Source organism: Faecalitalea cylindroides, assembly GCF_028321995.1.
GTDB lineage: Bacteria > Bacillota_I > Bacilli_A > Erysipelotrichales > Erysipelotrichaceae > Faecalitalea > Faecalitalea cylindroides.
In genome coordinates this window covers 68,862-81,628 of the sequence record NZ_JAQLXG010000008.1, presented here as the reverse complement: position 1 = coordinate 81,628, position 12,767 = coordinate 68,862, and the positions used below count along the sequence as shown (strand labels likewise).

Sequence of the window (12,767 nt, the reverse complement as noted above, 5' to 3'; positions counted from 1 at the left end):
GGATTCTATGGCTCACTCCAATGGATTGGCTGGCTCTCTCTATTGGACGAAGTGGCTCTCAACCATTGGAATACTCAACAATAAGTGCTAAAATGAACAACCAGTCATTTCGATGCTAATTAGATAGATTTGATATTAAATCCTTTCAAATCATCAAATCATTAAAAAGATAACCGGAATTTAATTTTAAAATAAAAGAGTTTTAAAACTCAATAATTCTATCTCTTAATCAGGAGGATTTGATCCTCCTAAATACAAATGCTTTAAAAGTTACATAATATACATTATACGAAGTAGGGGTTGTTTGGGAATTGGTCTACTTTTTAAAAATTGTCGTTTTACAACTTTATTGTGAACATAACAACTTATTGTGAACGAATTAGATAAAATATACCCTTTTTAGGATATTTTATACAACTTTAAAGTGAACACTCATATCTTTTATGAATTTTACAAAAGTATTTATATCAATTCCATATAAAAAGCACCCGTTTATTGGGTGCCTTTATTTTATTAGATAATCGCTTGTATCATCTCTTCTTGAGTCGGTTTCTTCTTTTTTGTTGTTTGTTTTTTCGGTTTCGCTAGTTCTGTAATAATCTTTTTTTTATCTCCTTGACTGTCTTGTTTTCAATTCCTTTATTGATAATCTTTTTATTAAAGTAGTTTTCTATCTCCGGTCTTTCAAAACCTACATCTTCGATATCCTGAATGATTTGTTCTTTTATTTTCATGATATTCAACAAAGTATAAAAAAGGACCCAAATTGGGTCTGTTGGTTTACAATTAAGTTGAAGAATAACATTTATTTAAACCAATAAAAGCATATAAATAGTATTTTCGTGTATTTTTTGATACTTGTTGATACTAGTACGTTCTCAGAACGTTAGAAAGTACTCTATTTCGATAACAAATCTATTTTAGGTATATCTTTTAAGAAAATACATTGATTCACGAAATACCTACCCTTACCATCGAAATACGGACATATAAAAATTCTTAAGAGAATTGCACACCAGATTATATAATGTATAAATTAGTAGAATTGACCAGTTAAAAGGATGCTCACATAAGCATCCTTTCATCATGATTCAATTTTACTAATGTTTACGTTTAAACAATACAGCTAACAAAGCGCCTAGAGAAGCTATTCCTAATACCGTCCAAGCCATAACATTTGTCTGTGTACTTGTTTGTGCTGTATCTTTTTTGGAATCCTCTTTATCGGTGTCCGTTGTTTTCTGCTGTACTGTTACATAAATCGTTCTGACAACACGGGTTCCATGTATTTAATTTTAGCATGTCTTTTCACCCTGGCTTTACCACTTTTCGATTATCTGGAGTATATACAGTTTCGACAAGCCCAATTAACTTATCAATATGGTTATTTACAATTAGCCATCCGACCGTTAATTTTGCCTATGTGTTCCCTCTTGCTGGGATGGTTTCTAGTACATTTTCTAGGTATCCAAAAAACAAACCTTAAAATATTTTTTCTGCTAGTTGCAATCTTAATCATCTATATAATCTTTATTTCACCATGGTGTTTAATTCCTATTTTGCAATTGACTCTTCCATGGCCAGATTACATAAATTATCTTGCGATAATTTTTTCTCAAATTGATTTTCTACCAGCTATATTTGTTATAATGGGTATGGGTTTAGCCTATACTCGTTAGAAGAATCTATACTTATAAATTGGAATTTAGAAGTGTAATTATAATGAACAACATCGAATTTTTGGAGATGATAAGATGGAATTTAGACTAGCAAGAATAGAAGATTTGAAACAACTGAAAATAATTTATAAAGAAATCATAAAAAATATGAATAAAAATAACATTCAAATTTGGGACGATATTTATCCTTGCGAGTTCTTTGAAGATGACATAAATAACAAGCGTCTTTATGTTATTGCAGATGATGAAGAAATCATATCTGCTTTTGCTTTATGTGATAACAATGCAAGAGAAGCTTATGTTGAATGGAGTGAAAAATCTGCTAAAGCAATGTATATTGACCGATTGGGTGTTAATGTTGAGTATTCTAAAAAAGGAATTGGTCAGCAAATGCTCAATAAAGCAAAAGAAATTTCTAAATCAATTGGTGCTGAATATTTACGATTATTTGTAGTAGATATAAATAAACCAGCTATTCGATTGTATCAAAAAAATGGTTTCACGAAAGTTAATGGAGTTTATGATGAAGTGTTTGACGATGGATATGTTTTACGTGAAATTGGATATGAAATCAAGTTGTAAAATAAATCCTAATTTAACAATTTCATATCCAGCATTATACAAAGCGGTCAGTCTTTATGATTGGTCGCTTTTCAATATCTGGAAAGTACTGTTTTCATCCAATATAAGCGTAAAGTTGAATTATGTCAGAGTCAACAATATGTACCTCTATCTCCCTTTGTTTTTAGTATAGAATTTAATAAAATGATGATGCATCTATTGTACAGATGCACCATTCAATTTGTGTAATAATAGTTCTTTAATATGTTCTACACGACTGATCGCGTTAGAGACTTGTGTTTGAGCTGTTGTAATATTAGATTGAACATACCAATCAACCAAGATCCCATCAAAAAAGTAATCTGCAAATTTAATAAATTCACCTGTGTCCAATGAAATATTAATATCTTCGTTTACATCATGTAATTCTTTGGCGAACTTTTCAATAGAAGCCTTGCAGTTATCAATATAGACCTGTGCTTCTTTAACTCTAGAACGCTTCATATACGTCATTAAAAATCCTCCGCCTAGAATATCTGCAATCGACCAACTTTTAGCCGAATCAAGTGCATTAAGAGCCTTATATAAGTTATCTAGAGTGTTATTTGCTGCTTCAAGAGCTTCCAAGATTTCTTTTGTTTCTTTTGTCATATGATTTCCTTTCAACATATGTAAAGCTTTTTTTAAATGAACTTCTTTAAATCCACCATTCATAAAATCTGTTTGAATCAAACGATCTTTTAAATCTGCCATATCGGTATTGTCATCCAATATGATGATTTGATCTTTACGAACACGATTTTCTTTTAACCACTGATTGATTTCTTTTCCTCTTGTCTTACCTTGTTCATATTCCAAATATGGAGTTATATCGATCCACTTTGGGATACCAAATTCCTTAAAAGCTGCCTCTAGGCGGTCCATATCCGACTCAATCAATCTCCAACTTGAACTAAGTACAATATGCACATAATCGATTGAATGCACAAGCTTGCTAAAAAGAGCGAGGCATTCAGAATCTAAATCTGGATATAAAGAATTCACATGTTTTTTCTTATACGTTTCATGATGATTTAATACACCGTCTACATCCAAAAAGATGTATTTTCCCTTATTCATCTTAGCCTTTCTAAAAAAGACTGATCAACCAGTCTTTTTTTATTACAAAAATGTCGAAATCGTTCCAATAACCATGCTGGTTACGATTAATAAACAAACAAGAAGGATCATTCCTTTTTTTACCATTTACATCACCGATATGATTATAACATAATTCATCATCTTATTTAAGGTGCTTGATAATTCTTGCTGGATTGCCACCAATCATAACATTCGATTCAAAGGATTTTGTAACGACAGATCCAGATGCAACAATTACATTTTCTTCTAAAGTAATACCTGGATTGATCGTCACATGGCCTCCGATCCATACATTATCTTTAATGATGACATCGTCACCATATTCTAAACCTTGTCTTCTTAACTCCAAATCCAGTGGATGATTTACGGCATAGATTCCAACCTGCGGTCCGATCAATACATTATTGCCAATATAAATTCTACCTACATCACAAAATACGCATTCAACATTGACAAAGACATCATCTTTAAAATATATATTATATCCATTATCACAATGAAAATTCGATTTGATATTTAAATTCTTGCCCACACGACCAAACAATTCTTTAAAGAGTTCATATCGTTTTTCCTTTAAAGAATTATCTGTATGATTGAGTTCGTTTAATATACGATTCGTGTTCTTACGTAAACTTCTTAAATAGGCATCTGAAGGATCAAAAAGTTCTTTTCGACACATTTTGTCGTATGAACTCATCTCTTGAATATGAATTTGTTCATATTTAATCTTGGGGATATGACAATATCCATCCGGATCCTTTTCAAGATACTTTTGATGATATTCTTCTGCTGGATAAAAACTATCTAACGGACATACTTCAACCACAATTTTTTGAGCAGATTTAGCTTGTTGAAGACGAAAAGTTTCTTGAATGATACGTACATCGTTTTTATCGGTATAATAAATTCCTGTACGATAAGAAGAACCTATATCATTTCCTTGTCTGTTTAAAGAAAATGGATCGATGATTTCAAAATAAGCATCTAAAAGTTGTGATAACAATATTATATTTTCATCATAGTCAACCTTGAGCGTTTCAACATGACCGCTTTTTTGCGAACGAACATCCTCATATACAGGATTTTTAATATGCCCATTGGCATATCCTACTGTGGTTGAAATCACTCCAGGAATAAGATCAAAATACTTTTGAACACCCCAAAAACATCCTCCAGCTAAATAAATCGTCTTCATTTTACCCTCCAAAAAAGGAAGAAATATTTCTTCCTTATGAACTCATCGTATGCTCAATATTACTTATCTTCCAATCTGTATCTTCCTTAACCAATGTAAATCGAGTCTTATAGTCCTTGCTTTCAATATTATCTACATATGTTTTCATCTCACCAAAGACAAAGTTGGATAGATCGCTGATCAACTGATTGGTAGCTGCTTCTTCTCCTTGAGATAGATAAAGATCTTGCATCTCATTCATGTGTTCATTGACATAATCATTTGTCACAGTTGTCAAGCTGTCTTGGAATTCACTCGAATTAAACTGTTCAAAATCCAAACCTTTACCGGAAACAATAACTGTAGCTGTATCCGAATCAAATGTCACTTCATCAATATTATAGCTGTCAAACGTGTTTTGAATCGTGTACTTTAACCAATCCTTCGCTGCATTATCAAAGTCTTCACCTAAGGCAGCAGCCGTAAGTTCCTGCTCTACAACTTCATCCAAATCTTTGATACCAAAACCATCTTCAACATCCGCAGTATAATAAGACATTGCAGTTTGATAATCTCCAGACTGGATACTCGTAAAGTAGTTGTCAATCACCTCTCTTACTTGTGGTTCTTCATCTGCATTCGAACAAGCACAAAGCCCTATGGAAACAAACAGAACCATTACGAGTCTTAAAATTTTTTTCATAATAAATACCTATGTCCTTTCTTTACTTTATTTATAACACATTCACTTATAAAGCTAAAGAAAATAAAAAAGAATATCCGAAGATATTCTCATTAACGATTATTACACTTATTTTTTAGCGTTTGACTCGGTCTAAATTTTGGCAACTTAGTTGCTGGAATCATGATTCTTTCTTTTGTTACGGGATTGATCCCCATACGCTCTTTTCGAAAGAAGATTTCAAATTTTCCAAAACCGCTGATATCAACATAACCTTCGCTTGCCAAAGATTCTGACATCTCATTAAATATAAGCTCAATTGCATAGCTGGCATCTTTCTTAGAGATATTTAAATTATCACAAAGAACTTGAGCCAAAGATTCTCTGTTTACAAATTTAGCCATACTAAAACTCCTTCTTTAATTCACGAAGCATTAAGTCATTTGCACAAGTTTTAGGTTCTTTTCCTTCAAATAAAATCTGATATACTTCTTCACAAATTGGCATGTCAATATTGTTTTCCTTGGCGACCTTATGAACGATCTTAGCGGTCCTTACACCTTCAACCGTTTTCTTGTTGTACTTTAAGAAATTTGTAACATCGTTTTCTTTACCAATCTGATATCCAGCTTCAAAGTTACGAGAATGAATACTTGTGCAAGTAACAATCAAATCTCCTATTCCCGTTAGGCCCATAAAAGTTTGTTGTTTACCACCAAAGAAAACACCATAGCGAATCATTTCCTGCAAGCCTCGCGTGATCAAGGCTGCTCGTGTATTGTCCTGATATCCTAAACCACTTAAAATACCAGACGCAATAGCCATGACATTTTTGATTGCAACGCCAAGCTCGCTACCAATTTCATCATCTCCTGTATAAATACGAAGATAATTATTAGAGAAAGTACGCTGAATCACTTGTGCATCCTCTTCTTTCAAACTAACCGCATCGATCGTCGTTAATAAACGTATCACAACCTCTTCGGCATGACTTGGTCCAATTAGAGAAACAACAGAACTTAAATGTTCTTTTGAGATGCAGCGACGAATTACTTCACTCATTCTTTCACTGGTTTCTGGATGAAATCCTTTTGATACATTAACTACGATTATATTGTTCTTTAAGTAAGGATCAATCTGAAGACAAATACCTTCAATCGCAAATGTAGGTACAGCCAATAAAACTATATCCGCATCTTTTACAACCGTGATATCATCGGTTGCCTTTAAGTTTGGATTTAATTCCACTCCTTCAAAATATTTAGAGTTTTCATGATTCAGGTTGATGTCGTCAATTTCGCTTTTCTCAATACCGTAAATGATGACTTCCTCTTTGTTATCGGCTAAAACTTGTGCAAGAGCTGTTCCCCAGCTACCGCTACCTATCACAACTGTTTTCATCTTAAACGCCTCCTAAGATTTCTTTCGGGCAATGATACGAATCGGAGTTCCTACAAAGCCAAAAGCTTCTCTTAATTTATTTTCTATATATCTTGAATAACTAAAATGCAAGAGTTCTGGATCATTGACAAACAATACGATCGTAGGCGGTTCAACACTTACTTGACTTGCATAATAAATCTTTAACTGCTTACCGAGATGAGGTTTTGGCGGATTCATCATCTGTGCATCCAAGATTACATCGTTCAATACATTGGTCATAATGCGCATGCAGCAAGAATCATGTACTTCATCGATCAAAGGAATCAGCTTATTGACCTTGCTGTGAGTCAATGCACTTGTAAAGGCAATTGGCGCATAATCAAGGTATACAAATTGAGCGCGAATTTCTTTCTCAATTGCATTCATAGTCTTTTCATCTTTATCAACCGTATCCCATTTGTTGTAAACAATGATTACGCCTTTACCAGCTTCATGTGCCAAACCGGCAACATGTTTATCTTGCTCACGAATACCTAATTCACCATCAATAACAAATAGAACAACATTACTTCTTTCTATGGCGTTCATTGCGCGAAGAATTGAATATTTTTCAATATTCTCATAAATCTTTCCTCGTTTTCGAATTCCGGCCGTATCAATGATCATATATTCTTTGTCATCAACTTTAAAAGGCGTATCGATCGCATCTCGTGTTGTTCCCTCAATATTGGATACAATAACTCGATCCTCTTTTAAGATCGCATTAACCAAAGAACTTTTCCCAACATTTGGTCGACCAATGACACAAAAAGAAGTGATTCCTTCATAAGGCTTTAATTCTTTTTTAGGCATTAATTCAATAACTTTATCCAACAAATCGCCCAAACCAATTCCATGAGCGCCAGAAATAGTCATAGGATCTCCTAAACCTAAAGAATAGAATTCATATACTGCCATCTGTAATTCCTGATTATCAGCTTTGTTTACCGCAAGCACAACTGGTTTATTGGACTTTTGAAGTTTACGAGCGATTGCCATATCATCAGTCATAACTCCTTCTTTGGCAGAAGTGATAAAGATAATGACATCAGCTTCTTCAATTGCAATATCTACCTGCATATTGATTTCTTCGGAAAAAGGCTGATCTTCAATTTGAATACCGCCTGTATCAATAATATGAAAAGACTGTGTAAGCCATTCCACCGTTCCATAGATACGATCTCTTGTAACACCAGGTGTATCATCTACAATACTCTTTCTTTCACCTATCAGTCGATTGAATATCGTAGATTTTCCTACATTCGGTCTACCTACTATAGCTACGGTTCCTCGAATCATACAACACCGTCCTTTCTAAATTTCTTTATTGATTATGTTTAATACAACATCAACAACTTCGTCGATCGTCAAATGCGATGTGTCAATTTCAATCGCATCATCTGCTTTTTTTAAAGGAGAAATTTTTCGATGCGAATCTTGATAATCACGAGCTATGATATCTTGATATATTGTTTCATAATCCGCATCAATACCCTTATTGATATATTCATCATATCTACGCTGTGCACGAGCCTTGGCATCTGCATTCATAAAGATTTTTACTTCTGCATCTGGCAAGACAACTGTACATATATCGCGTCCATCTAAGATATACCCCTTGGATTTGGCAATTTCTTTTTGAAGATCGACCAATTTTTGTCGCACCATTGGTACAGCGCTTGTTTTGGAAGCCATCATGGAAATATCATTTGTGCGAATTTCTTTTGTGACATCTTCACCATTTAGATATACGTGATCATTTTGAAAAGAAATCTTTAGATCACTTAATGCTTTTTCTAAAACTTCTTCGTTTGAATAATCAATCTCATTTTTTAAAACATAGTAGGCAACACAACGATACATTGCCCCTGTATCAAGATGAACATAATTAAGTTTATTTGCCACAATATCGGCTATTGTGCTCTTACCGACTCCACTGGGCCCATCAATTGCTATATTGATCTTCGCCATTTTATAGTCCCATCTGCCAAATGAAGTAAATTGTTACACCAATAGATGCAATCAATAACAAGATCAAAATAACAAGAATGACATTTAAGATTGTTCCTGATTTTTTTGTCTTTTTCTGCGCAGGAATATTATCGATATCACCAGCACGCATCCTCATTTTTGCACTTGGAGCATCCTGGGTATTTGTACGAACTTTTGCAGCTTTCTTCTTTGTCTTTTTAACCTTCTTTGGTTTTTTCTTTGAGGTTGCTTCTACTCTATTTTCTAAAGTACGATCAAACTCATCTGTATTCTGATCAAAAAACGTTAGCTTATCACTTTCTTCCACTGGATCATCAGCACGAATGTCAGCGTTTCCTAGTACGATGCGTTCTGATTTTGGTTTTACAGCTTCTTTAGGTTCTTCAACAGGCTGTTTTACTGGTTCTTTCTTTTCAACTCGAACTGGATTGATACGAGTTAATTTTTGATTTGGCATGTATGTGGCAACACCATTGACTTCTTCTGAAGTAGGTTTAGGCATTTGCATTGTTGAACCTAATTCATCTTCATCATCTTCCATTGGAATAAAATGTGCATTACGTCTGCGTGTTTCTTTTCCATCCAGCTGCTTCAAGATGTTGATTTGTGTATCATCAGTATAACGATATCCATTTTCAACATTATATTGTTTTACTTCATCTAAAAGATCATCCATGACTGGAGATTTAGGTAATTCTTTTGAGATTGGTTTAGCATTAATTTCTTCATGAGGATATAAAGGCTGGTTCGCATGTGACAATTTGCTGGCCTGTACTCTTGATAGACGAGAAGGTGATGTCTGCACTTGAGCCTCTGTTGTTTCTTCTTCTAGCTTATCACGTAAATCTTGATATTTTTTTGTTCTTGATAATTGAGCCATAATAGACCTCCTAATAAATATTCTAATATATTATACTAAAAAAATACTATATTTTCTAACTTTCGTACATTATATTGTAGTGAAAAAAAGCATTTGTATAATTAGATACAAATGCCCTCTTTAATGAAACTATTTTGCACGTCCAGAATATTTCCCGTCACTTGTATTTACAACGATCATTTCGTCCTGTCCAATGAATAATGGTACCTTAACTTCTAAACCAGTTTCTAAAACTGCATTCTTGCTAGCACTGGTAGCTGTATCTCCTTTTACAGCCGGTTCACATTCAACCACCTGTAAAGTTGCCTTATCAGGAAGAATTACACCAAGAATTTCACCTTCAAAGCTTGAGATATTAACATTATCATTGGCTTTAATGAATTTTCTTTCCCATTCTAGACGATCCGCAGGAATTTCAATTTGTTCATAAGTTTCATTATCCATAAATACTAAAGAATCATCTGTATCGTATAAGTACTGCATTTCACGTTTTTCAATCAAAGCTGGTTCAATTTTTTCTCCTCCACCCCATGATAATTCAACGTTACTACCAGTACGAAGATTACGAACTTTTGCCTTAACGACCATAGCGCTGCGAGCTGTTTTATTCTGTGAAGCATCTAATACAACATAGATATCTCCATCGACCTGTATTGTTAATCCAGGTTTCAAATCATTCGAACTAATCATAATTTTCAGTCTCCTTTTTTACATACCTTATTCATTTTAATAAAAAAGGCACGTTTGTCAATAAAAAGCCTTTATATAAAGCATGTTTGACAAACCAAAAAAATATAAAAGACCATAAAAAAGGTAAAAAGCACAATAATGTGCTTTTTACCAGTATCAAAAGGAATCGATATGAATAAATCTTTTCATATACCAAAAGGAAGGATGGTGGTACATGAAATATTGGAATTGAGCCTGATTCCAAATTTATCCGACTTAATAATACAACGTTTTTAGGAAAATGTAAACACTTTCATGATTTTTTTGAAACATTTCATTTTGATAAATATTCATGAATAGAGCTTGCAGCTTTTTTACCAGCTCCCATAGCCTGAATAACTGTTGCAGCTCCCGTTACCGCATCCCCACCGGCATAAATACCGGCACGACTTGTCATGTTTTTGTCATCGACAATAAAACATCCCTTGCGGTTCACTTCCAAGCCTTCAGTTGTATGACGAATCAATGGATTTGGACTTGTTCCAATTGCCATGATCATGCAGTCGATATCGATCGTAAAATTCGAATCTTTGATTTCGACAGGTCTTCTGCGTCCGCTTTCATCTGGTTCACCCAGTTCCATACGCACGCATTCAATACCATTGACCCAACCATTTTCATCCCCAAGAACTTTGACAGGATTACATAGTAAATCAAAGATAATGCCTTCTTCTTGAGCATGTTCAACTTCTTCTTTACGAGCTGGTAATTCTTCCATACTTCTACGGTATACAATATGGACTTCACTACCTAGACGTCTTGCGCATCTTGCTGCATCCATCGCAACATTTCCTCCCCCTACAACAACGCATTTTTTAGGGTGTTGTACTGGAGTAGCACTACCTTCTTTATAAGCTTTCATTAAATTGATTCGGGTTAAGAATTCATTGGCAGAATATACACCTTTTAAGTTTTCGCCTTCAAGGTTCATAAAATTAGGTAATCCGGCACCAGAACCAATGAAAATTGCTTCATAGCCTGATTCAATCAAAGAATCAATGGAGTCACTTCGTCCCACGACAAAGTTAGTAACAATTTCAACACCAAGTTCTTTTAAATGTGATATTTCTTTTTGAACGATTTCCTTAGGAAGTCTGAATTCAGGAATACCATACATCAATACACCACCGGCAACATGCAAAGCTTCAAAGATCGTTACTTCATATCCTTGTTTTGCTAAATCACCTGCACAAGTAAGACCAGCAGGTCCAGCGCCGACAATAGCAACTTTATGATGGTTGGATTCTGGCTTTGTCAAAGGTGCATCGTTATTTTCTCTATGATAATCCGCAACAAAACGTTCAAGACGTCCAATTGCAACACTTTCACCCTTGATTCCACGAACACAATATTTTTCACACTGATTTTCCTGCGGGCATACACGTCCGCAAACGGCAGGAAGACTTGAAGTCAAAGAGATAATTCGATAAGCCTCCTCAAATTCTCCATCTTTTACTTTTTCAATAAAATCTGGAATATTTACATTTACAGGACAACCATTGACACAAGGTTTATGTTTACAATGCAAACATCTTGTTGCCTCTTCCATTGCCATTTCAGCAGTATATCCTGTAGCGACTTCTTCAAAGTTTTTGATTCTTTCGTCAGCTGGTTGAACCGGCATGGCGATTTTTTCTAATGACATATTCGGCATTAAGCTACCTCCTTATTCAATAGATTGCATGTTTCTTCTCTTTCATGTTTTTCAAAATCCATGTAAGCACGATTTCTAGACATTGCTTCATCAAAGTCTACAAGATGTCCATCAAAATCCGGTCCATCTACGCATGCAAATTTAATTTCATCGCCAACACGTAAACGACATCCTCCACACATACCTGTTCCATCGATCATAATAGGATTCATAGAAACAACTGTTGGGATGTTGTATTTTTTTGTTAGTTCACAAACAAACTTCATCATGATGATAGGTCCAATCGCAATCACTTTATCAAATTTTTCACCAGATTGAATTAATTCTTCCAGTTTTAAAGTAACAACACCTTTTTGACCAACACTACCATCATCACTCATCAAATAATATGCATCGCTGCATTCTTTAAATTCATCTTCTAAGATCACAAGATCTTTGTTTCTAAAACCAACGATGGTTGTTACATCTGAACCAGCTTCATGGAAAGCTTTTGCAGTTGGATAAGCAATGGCACATCCAACACCACCACCGATGATACATACTTTTTCATTACCATCAATTTCACTAGGCTTTCCAAGTGGACCTACAAAATCATGTAAGCTATCGCCCTCTTCAAGTGTATTTAACAGCATAGTTGTTTTCCCTACAATTTGGAAAATAATTGAAACAGTTCCTTTTTCAGAATCGGAATCAGCAATCGTCAAAGGGATACGCTCTCCCTCTTCATTTACACGCAAAATGATAAATTGACCAGCCTTGGCACGTTTTGCGACAAATGGCGCATCAATAACCATACGCGTAACTGTAGGGTTTAAAACTTCCTTTTTTAAAATTGTATACATATTTTCACCTAC

At 34.4% G+C, this 12,767-nt stretch carries 13 protein-coding genes; 1 reads left to right on the top strand and 12 read right to left on the bottom strand.

The genetic code is table 11. The features are described 5' to 3' along the window. Window positions 1-584: 584 nt before the first annotated feature. Window positions 585-734, bottom strand: coding sequence for a hypothetical protein (locus PND65_RS05920; RefSeq protein WP_271990963.1), 150 nt, complete (start codon window positions 732-734; stop codon window positions 585-587). Between the two features lie 1,020 nt (window positions 735-1,754). Between PND65_RS05920 and PND65_RS05915 the strand changes: the two genes are divergently transcribed. Beyond that, window positions 1,755-2,261, top strand: a complete 507-nt coding sequence (locus PND65_RS05915) for a GNAT family N-acetyltransferase (protein ID WP_271990961.1) — start codon at window positions 1,755-1,757, stop codon at window positions 2,259-2,261. Between the two features lie 195 nt (window positions 2,262-2,456). On the opposite strand, the gene PND65_RS05910 is transcribed toward PND65_RS05915, so the two are convergent. From PND65_RS05910 to PND65_RS05860, 11 genes are all read right to left on the bottom strand, one after another. Next, window positions 2,457-3,359, bottom strand: a complete 903-nt coding sequence (locus PND65_RS05910) for an HAD domain-containing protein (RefSeq protein WP_271990959.1) — start codon at window positions 3,357-3,359, stop codon at window positions 2,457-2,459. Window positions 3,360-3,522: 163 nt separating this feature from the next. Continuing rightward, window positions 3,523-4,575 carry a peptide-methionine (S)-S-oxide reductase MsrA gene (gene msrA / locus PND65_RS05905; RefSeq protein WP_271990957.1) on the bottom strand — a complete coding sequence of 351 codons (1,053 nt, stop codon included), beginning with the start codon at window positions 4,573-4,575 and terminating at the stop codon, window positions 3,523-3,525. A 34-nt stretch (window positions 4,576-4,609) separates the two neighbouring features. Further along, window positions 4,610-5,257: a Cif family virulence factor gene (locus PND65_RS05900; protein WP_271990955.1), complete on the bottom strand. Its 648-nt coding sequence runs from the start codon at window positions 5,255-5,257 to the stop codon at window positions 4,610-4,612. A gap of 92 nt (window positions 5,258-5,349) precedes the next feature. After that, the gene (locus PND65_RS05895; RefSeq protein WP_271990953.1) at window positions 5,350-5,640 is read right to left on the bottom strand and encodes an HU family DNA-binding protein; all 291 of its coding nucleotides are present in this window, start codon (window positions 5,638-5,640) and stop codon (window positions 5,350-5,352) included. Between the two features lies 1 nt (window position 5,641). Next, window positions 5,642-6,637, bottom strand: coding sequence for an NAD(P)H-dependent glycerol-3-phosphate dehydrogenase (locus tag PND65_RS05890; protein ID WP_015535232.1), 996 nt, complete (start codon window positions 6,635-6,637; stop codon window positions 5,642-5,644). Window positions 6,638-6,649: 12 nt separating this feature from the next. Further along, window positions 6,650-7,957 carry a ribosome biogenesis GTPase Der gene (der, locus tag PND65_RS05885; RefSeq protein WP_022356054.1) on the bottom strand — a complete coding sequence of 436 codons (1,308 nt, stop codon included), beginning with the start codon at window positions 7,955-7,957 and terminating at the stop codon, window positions 6,650-6,652. Between the two features lie 15 nt (window positions 7,958-7,972). After that, window positions 7,973-8,629, bottom strand: coding sequence for a (d)CMP kinase (gene cmk, locus PND65_RS05880; RefSeq protein WP_271990952.1), 657 nt, complete (start codon window positions 8,627-8,629; stop codon window positions 7,973-7,975). 1 nt (window position 8,630) lies between these two features. Continuing rightward, a complete protein-coding gene (locus PND65_RS05875) occupies window positions 8,631-9,530 on the bottom strand; it encodes a hypothetical protein (RefSeq protein ID WP_087158303.1) in 900 nt (299 codons plus the stop codon). Window positions 9,531-9,659: 129 nt separating this feature from the next. After that, the gene (gene efp / locus PND65_RS05870; RefSeq protein WP_022356051.1) at window positions 9,660-10,220 is read right to left on the bottom strand and encodes an elongation factor P; all 561 of its coding nucleotides are present in this window, start codon (window positions 10,218-10,220) and stop codon (window positions 9,660-9,662) included. 313 nt (window positions 10,221-10,533) lie between these two features. Continuing rightward, window positions 10,534-11,913 carry an NADPH-dependent glutamate synthase gene (gltA, locus tag PND65_RS05865; protein WP_022356050.1) on the bottom strand — a complete coding sequence of 460 codons (1,380 nt, stop codon included), beginning with the start codon at window positions 11,911-11,913 and terminating at the stop codon, window positions 10,534-10,536. Beyond that, window positions 11,913-12,755 (bottom strand): sulfide/dihydroorotate dehydrogenase-like FAD/NAD-binding protein, encoded by an 843-nt coding sequence (locus tag PND65_RS05860; RefSeq protein ID WP_022356049.1) that lies wholly within the window; start codon window positions 12,753-12,755, stop codon window positions 11,913-11,915. Before PND65_RS05860 ends, gltA begins: the two co-directional genes overlap by 1 nt. Window positions 12,756-12,767 lie beyond the last annotated feature (12 nt).